The following is a 17,673-nucleotide window of genomic DNA, read 5'->3' on the forward strand; positions in this document are numbered from 1 at the left end:
GGACGGGCTCCTGGAAGCACCGCGACATTGTCATCAGCACGCTGATAGTTACGGTAACCCAATCCGGGGCCGGCAACACCCTGCAGCGTCCCGAATCCGGGCAAAGGAATCCCTACTGTAACCATTCGGAGCCGGGAGCGGCCGGGATGGGATCTCCTATGCAGGCTTGAACAACCGGAGGGCCTGGAACCGTGCCTGACGTGCGCCGTCCGGCCTACAGTGGATTCGTGACCAACTTGGAAATAGCGCCCCAGCAGGAAGTGTGCCCGCCGGCAGGCACGGACGGTACGTCCGGGCCTTGCCTGCAGCTGTGGCCGCAGCGCGAAGTACCGCTCGGCGGCGTCCGGGCCATGAACGTCCAGCGGACGCTGCCGCAGCGCGGCCTCCCCACCATCGGGGCATGGTGTTTCCTGGACAGCTTCGGACCTGACCGGACGGCGATGTCCGTGCTCCCGCATCCCCATATTGGCCTTCAGACCGTGACCTGGCCCCTCGCCGGCCATATCCGGCACCGCGACAGCGTGGGCAGCGACGTGGTGGTCCGGCCGGGCGAGCTGAACATCATGACGGCTGGCCACGGCGTCTCCCACTCGGAGTTCGCCGTGCTGCCGCCCGCCGGGGAGGCGCTGCCGGTTCAACGTGGCCTGCAGCTCTGGGTTGCCCTGCCGGAGGGTGAACGGCACCGGCAGCCGGCATTCGAGCAGCACCGCCGGCTTCCCCGGGCCAGCGGCCAGGGCTTCACCGCCACCGTGATGGTGGGCGAGCTCGCCGGCGTGACCTCTCCGGCAACCATGTACTCACCGATCGTGGGCGCGGACGTTTCGTGCAGCGGGTCCGCCGTGTTGCCGCTCAACGCGGAATTTGAGCACGGAGTCCTGGTGCTCGACGGCGGGCTGGCGGTGGACGGCCAGGAGGTTCCGCCTGGCCCGCTGGGCTACCTGGGCACCGGGCGCACGGAACTGCTGGTCCGGGCGCTTCCAGGGACACGCTTCCTCCTCATTGGCGGCGAGCCGTTCCAGGAGGAACTGTTGATGTGGTGGAACTTCGTTGGCCGTACCCACGACGAAGTGGAGCAGGCACGGAGTGACTGGGAAGCCCAGGCCGGACTGCCCGAAACGGAGGAGGCAGCAGCCCGGTACGGCGTGGTCCGCGGCCACGGTCCTGGCGCGGGGCCGGAGGCCGGCCGCATTCCTGCTCCTCCGCTGCCGGGTGTGCGGCTTACGCCCCGGAAACGGCTCCCGGGGAACTGATCCGCCTAGGTCTGCTCGGCCACCAACTGCAGCACACCGAACACCGGTTCCTGGTCCAGCACCCGGATGTCGGTCACGCCCGCGTCACTAAGGTGGCGGCGGAAGGAGTGCTGCAGCGGGGCAACGTTCATGCCCAGGCCCCCGCCCAGGATCACGGGACCGGTGATGCCCAGCAGGCCCAGTACCTGCAGGGCAAGCGCTGAAAGGTCTTCACCGGCTTGGTCCAGCAGGGCATGGCTCTCCGGGTGGCCGCCGGCTGCCGCCTCCACTACCAGCCGGGCCTGCTGCGCCCAGAAGCGCCGGCCGGTTTTCGGCGAATGGAACAGCGCAATCAGCCGGTTGGGATCGTCAACCCCGCAGGACTGCAAAAGGGATTTGGTCAGGGCGTCCACCGGCAGGCCCTGGTTCATCCGCCGGAGGCTGTGCCGCACCGCTTCCCGGCCCAGCCAGTATCCGCTGCCTTCATCGCCCAGAAGGTAGCCCCAGCCGCCTGCCCGGGCTTCGCCGCCGTCGGCATTCCTGCCCCAGGCCGCAGAGCCGGTGCCGGCAATCACCGCAACACCGGTGCTCGCGTAGCCTGCCGCCAGCAGCAGGCGCGAATCATGGACCACGGTGACCCGGGCGCCGGGGACATGCGGCTGGATCAGGGACGCCAGGGCGGCGGCGTCGTCGTCGGTATCAATGCCGCCGGAACCCGCGTACACCTGCGACACCTGGCCCCCGCCGATGCGTGCAAAGAGCTCGGCAAGGTTGGCGGCTGCCTCGTCGCGGCTGACGTTCTGCACGTTGGAACTGCCGGCCGACTCATCCGCAACCGGAACCCCGTCCTCAAAACGGACCCCGTGGGTCTTCGTCCCGCCGATATCCAGTCCGATGATGGCGCCGCGGAGTGGACTGGCGGCCGGGAGTGCGGAGGAGTTTTCAGCGTTGGTCACGTCACAAGGGTAATGGTGCTGGAGCGGCGGTACGCCCAGGCGCCGCACTTCCCGGCGCTCGCGCTTCAGCGGGAGCGCTGCCTGACCAGCCCGGCCAGGAGCCCCGGCCCTTCCGTCACCACCATGTCCCGGAACAGCCGGACGGGCACGGGTTCGGACCCAGGCTTGCGCCGCCGCCAGGACAAGCCCGCTTCGCGGAAGGCCAGGGCGGACTCAAGAGGGACCTCAACCCAGCCGAGGTTCCCGGTTTCGGGGCTGACAGTCCGTCCGGGGGCATCGCCGCCTGGTGGCAGGATACTGACACCGAGCCCCGCAGAGACAAGGCCGCGGGCCGTGTGTGAATCCTGGCTTTCGAAAGCGATACGGGGCCGGTAGCCGGCCTCGCGGAACAGGGCATCGGTATGCGACCGCATTCCGTATCCGGCGCCGAGGGCCACAAAAGGCTCTCCCCGTATGTCGGCAAGCCGGGCCGCCGGCCGTGCGGCGAGGGGATGGCTATGGTGCACAACCAGGCGGAGCGGCTCCCGGTACAGCGGCGCCGAGGACACGTTCCGGCCCGGCGGCGCCACAGGCGCGGTCAGGGCGAGGTCGGACTCGCCCGACGCGAGTTCGTCAAGGCACGCGTTGCGGGCGCCCTGGCTGAGGGTGAAAACAGTGCCGGGATGCCTGCTCCGGAAAGCACTGATCAGGAGCGGCAACGTCGCCTCACCAAAAGTGTGCTGAAACGAAAGGGAGACCCTCCCCCGGGCCACGTCCGACTCGTCCCGGACAACGTCCAGTCCCGCCTGGAACGCCGTCAGTGCCTGCTCAATGTAGGGCAGCAGGGTCCGTGCCGCGGGCGTCAGCCGGACTCCCCTGCCGTCCTTGACAAGGAGTTCTATACCGACGACGGCGCTCGCCCGGGCCAGCGCCCGGCTCACCGTGGACTGGGGTACCCCAAGGAGTTCCGCGGTTTCCGTGACGTGCTCGGTCCGCCCCAACTCGGCCAGCACGGGCAGCAGCGGAAGCAGCTGCACCAGCTGTTTCTGATCCGGTTCCACGGGCCTGCCCCCCTTCCTGCTCCGCGCGAGCCCAACTAGGTAGCGCTAAGTGTCGTTTTGGGCGTTCAAAACGACACTTAGCGCTACCTAGTTGGGAAAGCATGCAAAACGGCTATCAGTTTTACACAAAGCATGCATTGGAGGCATGTGTTGGGTGAAAGCTAGGCTGACCGGATGGCCCACATCGTCCGTTCCGCCGGCAACAGTCCTTCCCCACGCTGGGAAGGGCATGCCAAAGGATCGACGGCGTACGCCAGAATTCTCGCTGGCCTTTCCTTTGCGGGTGTGGCGACCTTCGCGCAGCTCTATTCCACCCAGGCCGTCCTGCCGATCGTGGCCTCGGACCTTAAGGTCACGGCAGCCGAGGCGGCCCTGACCATCTCCCTGGCCACCGTGGGACTCGCGGCGACGGTGATCCCCTGGTCCTTCCTGGCGGACCGCATAGGGCGGGTCCGGGCGATGACGTGGGGCATCTCGGTGGCCACCGTCCTGGGGCTGCTGGTTCCCCTGTCCACCAGCTTTGGCATGCTCCTCACCCTCCGGCTGATGGAAGGCATGGCACTGGGCGGCATCCCTGCCATTGCCATCGCCTACCTCAACGAAGAGGTCACCAAAGCGCATGCGGCCCTGGCAGCGGGAAGCTATGTTGCCGGCACCACGCTGGGCGGCCTTGCCGGCAGGCTGGTGGCCGGGCCGGCCGGTGAACTGTGGGGCTGGCGGGCAGCCGCACTGGCTGTCTCAATCCTTGCCACGCTCGCCGCGGTCGCGTTCCTGGTCCTGGTGCCGCGGGCCCGGGGCTTCGTCTCCGCCCCGGCATCCGGCCTGCGCGGCGCCTTCCGGACCTTGGGCGGCCACCTGCGGAACGTCCGCTTGCTGGTCCTCTACGGCCAGGCCTTCCTGACGATGGGCGGGTTCGTGGCGGTCTACAACTACCTCGGGTTCCGGCTTTCAGGCGAACCGTTCGGCCTGCCGGGAACGTTGATCAGCCTGATCTTCCTGGCCTACCTGTCCGGGACCGTCACCTCACGCTGGTCCGCCGGGCTGACCCTGCGCTTCGGGCGCCGCAGCGTCCTCCTCGCCGGCCTGGCGCTTTCAATGGCGGGACTTGCGCTGACGCTGACGCAGTCCCTCCCCCTGATACTCGCCGGCCTTGTGGTGTTTACCGGCGGCTTTTTCGCCGCCCACAGCATCGGGTCAGGCTGGACCGGCGCCCTCGCCGGTACGGGCCGGGCGCAGGCCGCCTCACTCTACAACCTGGCCTACTACCTGGGGTCCAGCATCATCGGCTGGGCGGGCGGCCTGGCCTTCCAGTCCCTGGGCTGGAACGCACTGGCCGCGGCAGTCATGGTCCTTGCCTGCCTCACCGCGGCAGCTGTCGCCGTCGTCCATCCCCGGCGAGAACCCCGCGCGTAAAGGCAGCTGCACGAATTATGTGCCCCTCTGAAGGCAGCCGCCGCACAAAAATTCGGCTGCAGAGCCCGTGCGAACCCGAAAGCGCATATCCGCAGGTCTAGGATGAACAAAGGACCATAGAGGAGTTGCAGTGAGCACGAACGCCAGGAATCCCAGGCCGGGAGCGCACCTTGAGCCGCTGGATGCGATTGACGAACGGCTCCTGGCGGCGCTGGTGGCTGATGCGCGGATCTCCAACAAGCAGCTTGCGGAACTTGTCGGGATTGCCCCTTCCACGGCCCTGATGCGGACACGCGCCCTGTCCGAACGCGGGATCGTTCAGGGCTACGAGGCCAAGCTCAGCCTTTCTGCCATCGGGCGGTCCGTGCAGGCGCTGGTTGCCGTGCGCCTCCGCGCCCACGACCGTGACCAAATTGACCGCTTCACCTCCCGGGTGCCCCACCTGCCCGCGGTGCTGTCCACGTTCCACACCTCAGGCTCCGTGGACTACCTGCTGCACATCGCCGTCGCCACTACCGAGGACCTGCGGGACTGGGTCCTCGACAATCTGGCAACTGATCCGGTGGTGGGGCACACGGAAACCACGCTGGTCTTCGAACACATCCAGGGCAATCACGGTCCGCTCCCTGAGTAGATGCCCGGCGGAACGGACTAGGCAGCGGCCCTGCGGCCGATGACCGCGAGGCGGAAAGTCACGGCTGCGAGGCTCAGAGCAGCCGCACCGCACAACAGGACGAAACCCGCTACGGCGGCCGGCACGCCCACCACGCCGGAGGCCCAGCCCAGCCCAAGGACCGGCACAGCGCTTCCCAGGTACGTGATGACATAGACAGTGCTGACAATCTGGGCATGCAGTGATGCCTCCACCTTGGCCGCCACCTCGTTGAAAACGGTGCGGAAGGCGATGCCCTGCCCGGCCCCGGCCGCCACGGTGGCTGCCACCAGCAGCAGCGGGCTTTGCCAGGCTCCCGCGGCGCCCAGGAGAAGCACGGACACGCCCAGGACTGCAAGACCGGCCGGAACCACGTAGCGGCCCCGGAAGGTCAGGAGCTGGCTCAGCGCCGAGGATCCCAGGGCCAGGCCGGCCAGCACGCCAACCAAGGGGCGCGAGTCTGTCTCCAGGACCTGCGCAAAGTAGCCGGGTGCAAGGGATAGGCAGAAGCCGAAAACCGCGAAGCTGAGGAAGCCGACGCCGGCAGCGAGCCAGAATGCGCCCCTCGCCTCCCGCGACACGGACGGACGGCGGGGCGCCAGTGCCCGCAGCGCCCTGGCCGGGGCCGGAGGATTGATTGCCGGGCGGGCATGGAGCAGGTACAGCGGCACCAGGAGGCCGGCCAGAACCAGCGAATGGACGTAGTAGGGTGCGGTGGTCGGGCCGGGGAGGAGGGACAGCAGTCCCCCAATAACGGGTCCGGCCGCCACTCCCCCGGACGACGCCAGCAAGGTGAACCGGGATGCCCACTCAGGACGGGACGGGAGGAGCTCGCGCAGGGCTGCGGCACTGGCCCCGGTTGCCAGCGCAACGGCTGCGCCCTGCAGCGCCCGCCCGGCGCATAGGGCAGCGAGCGTCTGTGCCTCGGCAAAGAGCCAGCCGCCTCCCAGCCCGATGACCACAGCGAGGATGAGCGCAGCCCGGCGCCCGATGTGGTCCGACCAGTGCCCGGCCAGCATAAGCGTGGCCACCAGCGACAGGACATAACTGGCAAATGCGGCGGTCACGCCCAGCGTGGACAGCCCGAGCTCCGCCTGCAGGAGCGGATACAGCGGCGTCGCGAGGTTGGCACCCACCAGCAGAACGAAAATGACAGCGCCGGCCATCACCAGCCGCGCCGTGGTGGATGCATCCCAGCCCGCCCGGGCAGCAGCCGGGGCAGGGCGCATCCGGAGCTCGCTGAAGACCGTCATGTGGCGCCGCCTTTTGGTTCTGACCGCGGCAGGTGGTCCTTGTGGGAGTCCGGCGCGGGGTGGATATCCGATGGCACAAGAATGCGGCACTTCTGCTCCATTGCTCGACATTCTCGTGGCCTATTGCGCAAAAACGTCAAAATCCTGCCGTCCATGTGATGCAGAATGACCATATGAACAATCTGGATGCCACCGACCTGAATATCCTGCTGGCCCTTATCCGGGATCCCAGGATCCAGGTCGGTGAACTCGGCGAGTCCCTGGGCATCGCCCGGAACACGGCCCAGACGCGGCTGCGCCGCCTCATCCGGGCAGGAGTACTGAGGCCGGGCGGCCGCGAAGTGGACCTGGAGGCCGTGGGCTATGACGTGGTGGCCTTCGTGACGATTGAGGTCTCGCACCGGGAGCTGGACGGCGTGGTGGCCGCACTGCGACTGATCCCCCAGGTCCTGGAAGTTCACGAAATCTCCGGACGCGGCGATGTCTGGTGCCGGGTGGCAGCGACGGACACCCACAACCTCCAGTCCTCCCTAAGGCAGGTCCTGAGGATCAAGGGCGTGATCCGGACCGAAACCGTGCTGGCCCTCCATACCCATATCCCCTACCGCACCGAGCCGCTGATCAGCGGCCTGGCCAAGGCGTCGAACACCTGACGTCCGCGCCCGGGCGGCTAGGATTTCCAGAATGGATTGGCTCTCGTACGTTTCACAGATCAACTGGCTGGCCGTGCTGCTGGCCTTCGTCGCAACCATGGCCATCGGCTTTGTCTGGTACATGCCCGCAGTCCTGGGCAACCGGTGGATGGCTGCCATCGGCAAGACGGAGGAGGATCTCAAGAACATCAGCGGCGGGGCAGCCATCTGGGTCCCGATGATGGCAGCCGCAGCCCTGACCGCGATCCTGCTGGCCGTCCTGATCACCAAGCTCGGGCTGGACAGTGCCGTGGCGGGCGGCTGGTTTGCCCTGGTTGCGGGACTGGTCTTCAGGGCAGGCGGCCACGTCATCCACAACGGCTTTGCCGGGCGCCCGGCAGCCGTCACGCTGATCGACTCCGGCCATGACCTGGTGGCCATGACGGTAGCCGGTGCCATCATCGGAGGAATGTCCTGATGGTGGCCGTTGCCCTCCCGGCGGGAGGCCGGCGCCCATGACCATCATTGACAACGCCGTCTACGTCAACGGGGTCCGCCATGTCGAGCCCGAAAACCTGGAACAGACCTTCGAAACGCTGGCCCGGCACGGAGGAATGGCCTGGATCGGCCTCTACCGGCCCACCGAGCAGGAAATGGCCGCCGTTGCCGCTGAATTCGGCCTGCACGCGCTCGCAGTGGAGGACGCCATCTCGGCCCACCAGCGCCCCAAAATCGAGCGTTACGAGGACAACCTCTTCACGGTCCTCCGGCCTGCACGGTACCTGGACGCGACCGAAACGGTTGAATTCGGCGAGCTGCACATCTTCACGGGGAAGAACTTCGTGGTCACCGTACGGCACGCCGAGACGGCCGGAGTTGCCAAGGTAAGGCAGCGCCTCGAAAGCCGGCCGGACCTGCTGCGGCACGGCCCCGAGGCCGTGCTCTACGCTCTGCTCGACCGGGTTGTGGATGACTACGGGCCCGTGGTGGCCGGCCTTGAAAACGACATCGATGAAATTGAGGACCAGCTCTTTAGCGGTGACACTGCCGTATCCCGGCGCATCTACGAGCTCGCCCGGGAGGTCATCCAGTTCCAGCGGGCCATCCATCCCCTGCCGGACATCATGCGCCAGCTTAAGCAGGGCTTTGAAAAGTATGATGTGGAGACCGACCTCCGGCACAGCCTCCGTGACGTTGAGGACCACGTGGAACGCGTGATCTCCCGGGCCGATTCCTTTCGCGACCTGCTGCAGAACGCCCTGACCCTGGACGGCACCCTCACCGCCAACCGGCAGAACGAGGCTAGCGCCAAGCAGAACGAACAGGTGAAGAAGATATCCTCCTGGGCTGCGATCCTCTTTGCACCGTCCTTCGTGGCCGGGATCTACGGGATGAATTTCGACCACATGCCCGAGCTCCACTGGGAGCTGGGGTACCCGATTGCGATCGGGCTGATGATCGCGACGGCGGCCCTCATGTACGGCATCTTCAAGAAGAAGGGCTGGCTGTAAGAGATGGAAACGGGGCCGCAGCCTCCAGTTCTCCGGGAAGGCCGCATTATTGTTCCCGGCAGCAGCCGCCAGTTGGCTGCCTACGGCCTTTTCCATCCGCAGCCCGACCGGCGCAGGGCTCTCCCATCCGGCTCCCGTACATTCGATGCCAAGGCCCTGGAGCATGACCTGCTGTGGCTCAGCTTCGATGAACTGTGCGCGCCGGGCACCTCAGTGGAGGACTACTCCGTCCTGGCGGCCGGCCCGGAGCTGTGCGTTATTGACGGCGTGCCCGCTCCGGACCCTGCGGATGCAGGGTTCCGGGCAGAGGCCTGGGAGCAGTTCGCCGCCGTTCTTGCCGTCCTCGCGGCCAGGAATGCGACGCTTTTTGTTGTGGGCACCAGGCCCATGGACTGGGCAGCCGCCTCGGCTGGCGCCAAGGACCCACGGCTGCGTGCCTCCCTTGCCGGCATCGACAGGCTCCTGGCGGGCCTTGAAAGGGTCGAATCGGACGAGACCGTAGCCGTTGAGGGCGTTTCGGGGAGTTAGGCGGGGGACCTTCATTGCGGAGCTAAAGGGGATTGGGACCCCAGACCTCTTCGACCCTTGGGGATGCCGTCAGAATTGATGGCACGAGATGAAGCGGCGGCATATTTTTCAACAACATCGTCGCCCGGAACAGTGAGAAGCCGCTGCGCCACAGCCTGTGGGTCGTCACTCACGCCAGTGCTGCCCTCAGTCGCTCGGAGAGGTTGTCGAGGGATTCCTTCCACTCCGGCTCGTCCGCCTCGTCCCAGAGTTCGGCAAGCTCGGATTCCTCGCCGACAACCCGTTCAACCGCTTCGAGGGCCAGCTGCGCGTCTTCAGCTGTGAGCTCGGCCCCGTGGGCGGTCACCCACGTTGCGACGTCCTCGGGCAGGTCGCCGTGCGGGTTTCCCTGCGCAGCTGCGGTGATCTCGGCGGCCGCAACGGCGACGCTCCCGTCCGGCGCGTCGATGTAGCCGTCGGCCACAGCGTTCAGACCCTGGCGGACGACCTCCGCGCCGCCGGCTTCGAGCTCTTCGAGCCAGTCCAGGGCATCGTCGTTCTCGAAGGCCTGGAATCCCCATGCACCCATGTCTTGCTCCTTCTCATTAGTCCGAATATTCTAGGCCGACCGCAGGTCGCGGACGTTGGCCTGAAGATAGCGTGCCACCCACTCCTGAAGCCGGTCAGTGCTCCAGGTCGGCGTGGCAACCAGGAGGATCTCACGGTCCTCACAGACGACGCGGGTGATGCCGTCTTCCTCCTTGAGGGCTTTGATCATGCGGCCCACCACCCTGTTGTGCTCAAAGACGATGTCCTCCCGCAGCGCCACCTCAAGCTCCCGGCCGCGGAGCTCGTCATCGCCCAGGTCTTCCACCTCGACGAGCGGCTCGTCCTCGGCCATCTCATCATCGTCCGGGCGATCACCCTGGTTCAACTGCTCGATGAGTCTGCGCGCGTAATTAGCCATGGTGTCATCCGGGGACTCGCGAAAACCGGTGAGGCTGCTGTAGGCGTGGACCCTTGGCAGTCCGGGGAGGTAGTTGTGGTCCTCCCCCGTGCCGCTGGCCAGGACGGGGTGCTTGTTGAGGTGGTATCGCCTGATGCGGTGGTGGGCGATCTCCCACCGCGCCTCCGGGGCGTGCTGCTGCACGACCTCACCCAGGTAGGACACCAGCCCGTCGATCAGGAACAGCGACTCCAGCGGCAGGGCGTGCATTACCTCATACTCATGCCGCGTCCAGGAGGGCCATTGTTCCCGCGGCGCGCTGTTCGGATCAGTTGCGCCGCCGGGCGCGTCGAACACCGTGAGGTGGGCGAGGATCCACCGCCACAGCGGAACCAGGCTCTCGATAGAGCCATCCAGCAGCGCGTCCGGGTCCTGGCCGTCGGCGACCAGCGCCTCCCGCAGCCGGTCCAGCGCCGGCCCGCGCTCCGCCGGGTATTCCCGGAAGGCAGCTTCGGCCTGTGCCTTGGTCATGTCGATGTAGTTGACGTACTTGGTCATGGCGTCCCCTCTTCCTACCGGCCGCGCATAGCAAAGGTATTGACGGTCTTCTGCCCCGTCCGGCGCTTCCGCCGGCGCCTGCCCGGACCATTGAACGGCGGCCGGGGCTGGCCGAGCCGTGGGCCGGTCCAGTACCTGCCGCCGATAAGAATGCCGGCCAGGACTCCATAGGCCCACGCGAATGGAAGGGCCGTCTGGTCTGTGGCACCGCCGACCAACGCCAAGGCAATCCAGCCGACAGGTACAACCAGGAGGAGGCCGTTCCTGACCTGCAACGGTGGCGCGAAGCGGAACAAGGCCCAGCCTCCCAGGACCGAGACGGCAAGGACGGCGACAGCAGTCATTGTCGGTGACAGCAATACGAGCCCTGCTGTACCGATTGCGGCCAGCACCAGGCCACACACGCCGTTGATCACCGCGAGACGCCGCCCGCCGGTGAAGCTGCCGTCGGCTTGACGGATGCGTTTCGGCTGTTTGAATTCCGTCCCGGCCCGCGGGCCGCGCCACACATATCCGCCACCAATTGACCCGACGATGAACCCGAGGAACCACGGTCCCGCTGCAGGAACACCCAGGCCGTTCTCGATGGAGGTCAACGCAAGGAAGTTCAGGAACATTGCCCAGAGCGTCACAGTGAAAGCGCGCTCTGACTGCGAGACGACCCGGTACGCGAGGACCGCGCAGACCACCGACAAGGTGAAAAAGAATGAGGCCTCAAATAGCCAGTTGTGGAAGAACCATACGAACACGGCTATCAACAGCGCGATCAATGCGGCATGGACGACCCGTACATTCCATCGGCCAATTCTCTTCAGCAAAGCCCTACCCCCATGGAGTCAAGGATAGGTCAGCAGCGTGTGCCCCATGTCATCAATCCGGGCTGCTAGCGGCCAGTCCGTGCGCGTACTGGGAGCGGCCGCGGTCCAGCACGACCCGGGGCCGCCCATTACCTCCAGGGGCGCCCGGCCCGCCGCCACCTTCCAGCCCTTCTACCGCGGTCCGCCACGCGTGGTCACCAGCAGATCGCCGACCTGGCAGTCCAGGACGTCGCAGATCGCGGTCAAAGTGGAGAACCGGATGGCCTTGGCCCGGTCGTTCTTGAGCACCGACAGGTTCACCAGGCTCACGCCGACCTGCCTGCTGAGCTCGGTCAGGGTCATCCCGCGCGCTTCCAGGAGCTCATCGAGCAGGCAGTGGATGTCGGAGGAAGCGTCGGCAGGCATCAGACCAGGCCTTCCGTGTCCTTCTGGAGCCGGCGGCCGTACTCGAAGACGCCGGCGACAAGGACGAGGACCAGTCCTGCCATCAGCGCCGCCAAGTCGAAATGGCCGACGAAGATGAGACCTTCCTCCGCGCTCCGCCGGCTGGCACCTATCAGCTCCGCCAGACGGCCGCGGGCGACCTGGTCAAGAATTTGCCCGATAATGGAGGCCGCGGCCAGCACCGCTCCACAGGCGCCGATGATCCGCACCGAAGCTGCGGTGAACAGGATCGAACTGCGAAGCCGGTAGCCCAGCAGAAACAGGAGCGCCAGGACAGTGAGAATGCCAAGCTGGTTCAGGGCGGCAGCCCAGGACAGCAGCGCCGCCTCCCCGGGAGGAAGAGCCTGGAGGGTGGCCTGCAGCGCCGTGTAATGGCCGGTGACCCCGGCCTCAAGCCCACTGGCGGTCAGACTGTCGGTCGCAATGGGAAGCTCCAAGGTCGTCGGACCGGTGAAGTACCCGGCGGTCCCGGCAACAGTTCCTGCCGTGGTGGCTACTGCAGCAACCGCCGACGCAACCATAATGAAGAGAGCGTCAAGTCTGGAAACGATCGGCTTGCCACCTTTGCGCCGACTGTCCGTGTTTTGTTTTATCCCCACTGGTTCCCCCCAAATAGTTATCGACTGCCGTTAATAACGACAGTCGATAACGTAACCGGAGTTGAGCATCTCGTCAACGCGTTTTCTCACAGCGGCCCGCGTTTTCTCACGTCAAAGCTGCCGCACCAAGGCTCGGGGAGCCGTAACCGATGGCCTTCGCTTCCTCACGGATCGAGCCCAGGATCGGGTCTGCACCGTTGGCCTAACGTCAGGCCCCAAAGTGTTACGAATGTGCTTATTCTGGGCTATCGAACCCTCGTGGAGGCCCGGACTTTGTGGAGCTAAGGAGATTCGAACTCCTGACCTCTTCGATGCGAACGAAGCGCTCTACCAACTGAGCTATAGCCCCGGAACCCTCCGCCCCTGCAGGTGCGGCACCGGTGACCCTAGGCTACAAATTTTCCGGGCAGAAGCCAAACCGCCATGCCGAACCCGGTTCACGGGAAACTGTCTGCCCTGGTGGGCACTTGTCGGGTCAGGCGCGGCGGCGCTGCAGGACGTCGTCGAGATTACTGAGGGCGCTCTGCGCCTTGGAAAGCTGGGGGCCGTCAGCGGCGGCAGCACCCGAAGGCGGCGCGGCGGCAGCACCTTGCTTTAGGGACGGCTTGCCAACAGCCTTCGGCAACTCGGGGAGCTCCAGAGGCTCGGGGGCAGGGCGCTCGGCCTTGGCTGCCTCAACATAGACGGGCTTGGGAACCTCTACGGGCTCCCACGTGGCGGACGCCGGGGCAGCGGCCGCTGCGCCGGCTGCTGCGGCACTCGGATCGCCCGCGGCCACCGCGACGGCAAGTGCAGCCTCGCGCAGTTCCATTGCCGTCAGCGGCTTTACCCTTGGCTGGTGCGCCTCGGCGTCGAAAAGCGGGTTGTCCGGCTTTGCCGGCGCTGCTTCCGGCTTCGGCGGAACCTTGCCGGCGGCCTTGGACTGCCGGGGCGGTGCTGTCATCGCGGACCGGAAGGCTGCGTTAACCTTGGCCCTCCTGTCCCGGACAGCCAGCCAGCGCAGCAGGACCACGGATCCGGTGGTAAGTCCGACGCACGTCAGCGGAAGGAACGGAGCGGCCAGCCCGAAAAGGAGGAGCGCTCCGGAAACGAATGCGGTGGCCAACGACAGCAGCCCGATGAGGGCGATTGCCGTCCGGCCGTAGCGTATGCGGAACTTGGCCCCGGCCGGTGAGCCGGCAGCAGCGGTCCCGGGTCCGGCGCTCTTCCTGGTGTCCATGGCGTTCTCCTGCTGGGCGGCGACGTTCATAACCAAAGCGGCTGGCGGTTCCGGTGCTTCATCGGCTGCGGTGTCTGCCAGGAAATCGCCGGCGGGCTGGAACTGGTGCCTGCGGTTCCGGAGGACGTAGGGCGCAACCCACACAATCCAGAGCACAACGGCAACCACAAGGATCACTGAGCTGCTAAGGGGGAAGTCCACATTCAAAACCGTATGAGCATCCGGCCCGCTGCGGCAGCATTGGCTGCGGTGTGTCGTGGCGCAACCGCCAATTCACTGGATTTATGACCGCTGTGAGGCCAGCCACGGCCGGAGGAGACCCTCCGGGACCTCTTCCGACGTCAAGGCAAACGAGCGGTGGTCGGCCCATTCACCGTTGATGTGGAGGTACCGCGGCCTATAGCCTTCGTCCCGGAACCCGAGTTTCTCCACCACACGGAGGCTGGGTCCGTTCTCTGGCCGGATGTTGATTTCCATCCTGTGCAGGCCCAAGGTTTTGAAGCAATGGTCCGTCACCATGGCGACGGCGGTGGGCGCGATGCCGCGGCCCGCGCAGGCCTGGTCCACCCAGTAGCCGAGGGTCGCCATCATGGCCGAGCCCCAGACGATCGACGAAACGGTCAGCTGGCCAATAATGGGTGGCCTGACACTGCCGGGCCGCCGCTCGGTGATGAGGAAGGGCAAAGCGGTTGCCTGGGACGCCTGCGCCTTCAATGACCGGACCATATGCCGGTAGTCCGGCAGGCCGCCGGAAGGATCCGGGTTGGACGCTTCCCACGGCGCCAGCCACTGGCTGTTGCGGGACCTGACTTCGGTCCATTCCTTCTTGTCCCGGTACCGGATGGGCCGCAGGACCAGATCCCCGCACTCCAGGGTCACGGGCCAGATGGGACCAGGGCGCATGGCGCTACTTGGAAAGGCTGGCGGTGAAGCCGGGCAGCCACTCCCGCAGGCCGGGGCCGAGGTCCTCGCTGTCAATGGCCAGCTGGACGCAGGCCTTGAGGTAGCTGAGCTTGTCCCCGGTGTCGTACCGCCGCCCCCGGAACACGACGCCGTAGACACCGTGCCCTTCGCCGTCACCGGTTGCCAGTTCCTGGAGAGCGTCTGTCAGTTGGATTTCGCCGCCCCGTCCAGGACCGGTGCGCTCGAGGACGCCAAAAACGGCCGGGTGGAGTACGTAACGGCCAATCAGCGCCAGGTTGGAGGGCGCTTCCTCCGGAGTCGGCTTCTCCACGAGGCGGTTGACCCGCACGTATGACTCGCCGTCGATCGGTTCGATGTCAGCGCAGCCGTAGGCGCTGATCTGCGACGGTTCCACTTCGATGAGCGCCACGACGGACCCGCCGGTTTTGGCCTGAACATCAATCATGGTGCCGAGCAGTTCGTCCCGGGCATCGATGAGGTCATCGCCCAGCAGCACGGCGAAGGCTTCATCGCCAACGTGCTGCTTCGCCCGAAGTACGGCATGGCCCAGTCCGTGCGGGTCCCCCTGCCGGACGTAGTGGATGTCGCCCAGGTTGCTTGCCGCCTGGATGGAAGCGAGCTTCTCGGTATCCCCCTTGCCTTCAAGGGTGGACTCAAGTGACGGCACACGGTCGAAGTGGTCTTCCAGCGCCCGCTTGTTCCGCCCGGTGATCATCAGGACATCGTTGAGGCCGACGTGCACGGCTTCCTCAACCACGTACTGGATGGCAGGCTTGTCCACGACGGGAAGCATTTCCTTGGGCATCGCCTTGGTTGCCGGCAGGAACCGGGTGCCAAGTCCGGCGGCAGGAATGACGGCTTTGCGCACTCTCGGATTACTGGTAGTCACCGGACTAATCTAACGTCAGCGTCAAGCATTCAGTAATCAGGGGATGGCGGGCAACGCCCATTACTGACAGACGGAACAGGCAACAACGCGCCGGCCCGGTCACCGGCCGGCGCCGTGCGGCAGCTACGGAGGAAGAATGACGTTCGAGGATACAAAGGCAGCCAAGGACGATATACGCGCTGCCCATCGCCGCCGTCGGGCTTTGCTGACGCTCCAGGAGCGGCAGGATGCCGGGGAAGCCTTGGCGAAGCACGGGGCAGCGTGGGCCGATTCGGTAACCCAGGGGAAGGCAGCGACGGTCTGCGCCTACCTCGGCGTCGGGGCGGAACCGCCCACGCTGCCTCTGATCGCGGCCCTCCACGACGCCGGCCACAAAGTCCTGCTTCCCGTCTGCGAGCCGGGGCGGGAGCTGAAGTGGGTCTTTTGGGCGCCGGGCGTCGACCTGGTGAGGAGCAGGTTTGCCCCCATCCTGGAGCCTGTGGGGGCACGGCATGAAATTGAGGTGGCCGGGGAAGCTGCCGCGCTCTTTATTCCTGCCACCGCAGTTGACCTCGCCGGCAGCAGGGTAGGCCAGGGCGGCGGTTACTACGACAAGTTCCTGGGCCACCTCGAATCAGCCGGGAAGCATATTCCGCTGGCCGCGGTGATCTACGACGGGGAACTGCTGCCCGCGGGCAGGATTCCGGTAGAGGCATTCGATCGGCCCGTGCCCGGCGTCGTGCTTCCCTCCGGGTTCCGGAGCCTGCGGGACACCCCCTGACCGGGGACGTGCCCGCCCGCGAGGATGGTAGAATTAGCACTCAGGCCCTGCGACTGCTAATGGACATCCATCCGGATAATCCTGCGGCCGTCCGGGACCTCTCGTTTGCCCAAGAGGAGGAGCACCAGTGCCAACGTATGCGTACGCCTGCAAGGATTGCGGCCATGCCTTTGACATCGTCCAGTCGTTCTCGGACGGCTCTCTGACGTCCTGCCCCGAATGCCAGGGTACCCTGCGCAAAAAGTTCAACAGCGTGGGCGTCGTCTTCAAGGGTTCCGGCTTCTACCGCACCGACTCACGGGACGCCAAGGGCAGCACGGTTTCTGCCGCTTCCGGGGCGCCGGCAGCAACGCCTGCGGCCGCACCTGCTGCTCCGGCTCCGGCTGCCGCCGCTAGCTGATCCACGTTCCTCCGACCAGGCGGTTGCCTGTCAGCCGGGCCGCGTTGTCCACATAGCGGCAGGCGCACCTGCCGCGGCGGCCGTTGGCGCCTCTAGCGTAGGCACATGCCCGCGCACGGACAGCAACGCCAGGTTATATCAAGCGCCTCGTACAGACCTGGACTCCCCGGGGCCTCACACCGCAGCGGCCCCCACGGCAGGAGCCGCGGCGCCGGCCGCAACGCAAGCCGCCGCCCGCCGGCCCGCTTTGCCTCCTGGCTGGGCCGCAACAGGCGGCTGGCGGCCGCGCTGCTTCTTTGCGCCGCAGCCGCCATCACGGTCCAGCAACTTACGCCGGCGCCGGTCTACACCGTGTCTGCGCTCGCCGCCGCCCGCGACCTTCCCGCAGGCACAGCAATGGCAGCCGCGGACCTCGCCTCTGTCCAGGTACCGCCCGGAATGCTGTCCGACGGGTTCCTCAATCAACCGGGCGAGGCGGCCGGGAAGCAACTTGCGGCCCCGCTGCGCAGGGGGCAGCTGCTCACGGATGCCCAACTGCTCGGTCCGGGGCTACTTGCCGGAACTCCCCCAGGGTCAGCGGCTGTTCCCCTTCGCATGGCGGATCCGTCATCCATCCAGCTCGTCTCACCGGGCCAGCTCGTGAACGTGGTGCTGACGGCAGCCATCGGCTACGACCAGCAGGGGCCGCCGGAGGTCCTGGCTTCAGGGGTTCCGGTGCTGTGGACTTCGGGTCAAGGCGGGCAAGGCGGCCAGTGGCTGGGCACGGCGGAGACGGACGGGCTCATAGTGGTGGCAGCCAACGCAGAACAGGCTGCCCGGCTCGCCGGATCCTCCACCCGGGGGAAACTGTTCTTCGTCCTGGTCGGACCGTAGCCTTGGGGGGCGACAGCGTGGTCGGCGCCGAGCCACGGCGCCAGCCACTT

General features: G+C 66.5%; 21 protein-coding genes and 1 tRNA gene. 10 read left to right on the forward strand and 12 right to left on the reverse strand.

Annotated elements, in window-relative coordinates; all coding sequences use genetic code 11:
- Positions 1-227: 227 nt before the first annotated feature.
- Complete coding sequence (locus C3B78_RS13645; protein WP_104999795.1) at positions 228-1,250, forward strand: pirin family protein; 1,023 nt, start codon at positions 228-230, stop codon at positions 1,248-1,250.
- A 5-nt stretch (positions 1,251-1,255) separates the two neighbouring features.
- On the opposite strand, the gene C3B78_RS13650 is transcribed toward C3B78_RS13645, so the two are convergent.
- Complete coding sequence (locus tag C3B78_RS13650; protein ID WP_104999796.1) at positions 1,256-2,185, reverse strand: N-acetylglucosamine kinase; 930 nt, start codon at positions 2,183-2,185, stop codon at positions 1,256-1,258.
- Between the two features lie 65 nt (positions 2,186-2,250).
- A complete protein-coding gene (locus tag C3B78_RS13655; RefSeq protein WP_104998551.1) occupies positions 2,251-3,225 on the reverse strand; it encodes a LysR family transcriptional regulator in 975 nt (324 codons plus the stop codon).
- Between the two features lie 174 nt (positions 3,226-3,399).
- On the opposite strand from C3B78_RS13655, the gene C3B78_RS13660 reads away from it, so the two are divergent.
- Both C3B78_RS13660 and C3B78_RS13665 read left to right on the forward strand, forming a co-directional pair.
- Positions 3,400-4,638 (forward strand): MFS transporter, encoded by a 1,239-nt coding sequence (locus C3B78_RS13660; protein WP_104998552.1) that lies wholly within the window; start codon positions 3,400-3,402, stop codon positions 4,636-4,638.
- 130 nt (positions 4,639-4,768) lie between these two features.
- Positions 4,769-5,272, forward strand: coding sequence for an Lrp/AsnC family transcriptional regulator (locus C3B78_RS13665; protein ID WP_104998553.1), 504 nt, complete (start codon positions 4,769-4,771; stop codon positions 5,270-5,272).
- 17 nt (positions 5,273-5,289) lie between these two features.
- Here the strand turns inward: C3B78_RS13665 and C3B78_RS13670 are convergent, their stop codons facing one another.
- Positions 5,290-6,543: an MFS transporter gene (locus C3B78_RS13670; protein ID WP_104998554.1), complete on the reverse strand. Its 1,254-nt coding sequence runs from the start codon at positions 6,541-6,543 to the stop codon at positions 5,290-5,292.
- 173 nt (positions 6,544-6,716) lie between these two features.
- Here C3B78_RS13670 and C3B78_RS13675 point away from each other — a divergent pair, with 173 nt between their 5' ends.
- The 4 genes from C3B78_RS13675 to C3B78_RS13690 are packed head-to-tail and all read left to right on the forward strand — an operon-like array spanning position 6,717 to position 9,214.
- Positions 6,717-7,196, forward strand: coding sequence for an Lrp/AsnC family transcriptional regulator (locus tag C3B78_RS13675; RefSeq protein WP_104998555.1), 480 nt, complete (start codon positions 6,717-6,719; stop codon positions 7,194-7,196).
- A gap of 31 nt (positions 7,197-7,227) precedes the next feature.
- Positions 7,228-7,653: a DUF1761 domain-containing protein gene (locus C3B78_RS13680; protein ID WP_104998556.1), complete on the forward strand. Its 426-nt coding sequence runs from the start codon at positions 7,228-7,230 to the stop codon at positions 7,651-7,653.
- A 37-nt stretch (positions 7,654-7,690) separates the two neighbouring features.
- Entirely contained in the window at positions 7,691-8,686 is a 996-nt protein-coding gene (corA, locus tag C3B78_RS13685; RefSeq protein WP_104998557.1) for a magnesium/cobalt transporter CorA, read from the forward strand.
- 3 nt (positions 8,687-8,689) lie between these two features.
- Entirely contained in the window at positions 8,690-9,214 is a 525-nt protein-coding gene (locus C3B78_RS13690; RefSeq protein WP_104998558.1) for a hypothetical protein, read from the forward strand.
- Positions 9,215-9,383: 169 nt separating this feature from the next.
- Here the strand turns inward: C3B78_RS13690 and C3B78_RS13695 are convergent, their stop codons facing one another.
- From C3B78_RS13695 to galU, 9 genes are all read right to left on the reverse strand, one after another.
- Positions 9,384-9,782 carry a DUF4259 domain-containing protein gene (locus C3B78_RS13695; RefSeq protein WP_104998559.1) on the reverse strand — a complete coding sequence of 133 codons (399 nt, stop codon included), beginning with the start codon at positions 9,780-9,782 and terminating at the stop codon, positions 9,384-9,386.
- Positions 9,783-9,812: 30 nt separating this feature from the next.
- Positions 9,813-10,697, reverse strand: coding sequence for a hypothetical protein (locus C3B78_RS13700; protein WP_104998560.1), 885 nt, complete (start codon positions 10,695-10,697; stop codon positions 9,813-9,815).
- A 14-nt stretch (positions 10,698-10,711) separates the two neighbouring features.
- Positions 10,712-11,467 carry a hypothetical protein gene (locus C3B78_RS13705; RefSeq protein ID WP_234005393.1) on the reverse strand — a complete coding sequence of 252 codons (756 nt, stop codon included), beginning with the start codon at positions 11,465-11,467 and terminating at the stop codon, positions 10,712-10,714.
- Positions 11,468-11,686: 219 nt separating this feature from the next.
- Complete coding sequence (locus C3B78_RS13710) at positions 11,687-11,920, reverse strand: helix-turn-helix domain-containing protein (protein ID WP_104998562.1); 234 nt, start codon at positions 11,918-11,920, stop codon at positions 11,687-11,689.
- Positions 11,920-12,480: a hypothetical protein gene (locus C3B78_RS13715; RefSeq protein WP_234005394.1), complete on the reverse strand. Its 561-nt coding sequence runs from the start codon at positions 12,478-12,480 to the stop codon at positions 11,920-11,922. Before C3B78_RS13715 ends, C3B78_RS13710 begins: the two co-directional genes overlap by 1 nt.
- Before the next feature lie 354 nt (positions 12,481-12,834).
- Positions 12,835-12,907: transfer RNA gene (locus C3B78_RS13720), tRNA-Ala, on the reverse strand.
- Positions 12,908-13,033: 126 nt separating this feature from the next.
- Positions 13,034-13,954, reverse strand: a complete 921-nt coding sequence (locus C3B78_RS13725) for a hypothetical protein (RefSeq protein WP_104998563.1) — start codon at positions 13,952-13,954, stop codon at positions 13,034-13,036.
- 105 nt (positions 13,955-14,059) lie between these two features.
- A complete protein-coding gene (locus C3B78_RS13730; protein ID WP_104998564.1) occupies positions 14,060-14,680 on the reverse strand; it encodes a GNAT family N-acetyltransferase in 621 nt (206 codons plus the stop codon).
- A gap of 4 nt (positions 14,681-14,684) precedes the next feature.
- Complete coding sequence (gene galU, locus C3B78_RS13735; protein ID WP_104998565.1) at positions 14,685-15,590, reverse strand: UTP--glucose-1-phosphate uridylyltransferase GalU; 906 nt, start codon at positions 15,588-15,590, stop codon at positions 14,685-14,687.
- A gap of 136 nt (positions 15,591-15,726) precedes the next feature.
- Here galU and C3B78_RS13740 point away from each other — a divergent pair, with 136 nt between their 5' ends.
- From C3B78_RS13740 to C3B78_RS13750, 3 genes are all read left to right on the forward strand, one after another.
- A complete protein-coding gene (locus C3B78_RS13740) occupies positions 15,727-16,350 on the forward strand; it encodes a 5-formyltetrahydrofolate cyclo-ligase (protein ID WP_104998566.1) in 624 nt (207 codons plus the stop codon).
- Between the two features lie 127 nt (positions 16,351-16,477).
- Positions 16,478-16,750: an FmdB family zinc ribbon protein gene (locus C3B78_RS13745; protein ID WP_104998567.1), complete on the forward strand. Its 273-nt coding sequence runs from the start codon at positions 16,478-16,480 to the stop codon at positions 16,748-16,750.
- Positions 16,751-17,008: 258 nt separating this feature from the next.
- Positions 17,009-17,623, forward strand: coding sequence for an RcpC/CpaB family pilus assembly protein (locus tag C3B78_RS13750; protein ID WP_234005610.1), 615 nt, complete (start codon positions 17,009-17,011; stop codon positions 17,621-17,623).
- Positions 17,624-17,673: the final 50 nt, after the last annotated feature.

It is taken from the genome of Arthrobacter sp. PGP41 (assembly GCF_002953935.1).
Classification (GTDB): Bacteria; Actinomycetota; Actinomycetes; order Actinomycetales; family Micrococcaceae; genus Arthrobacter.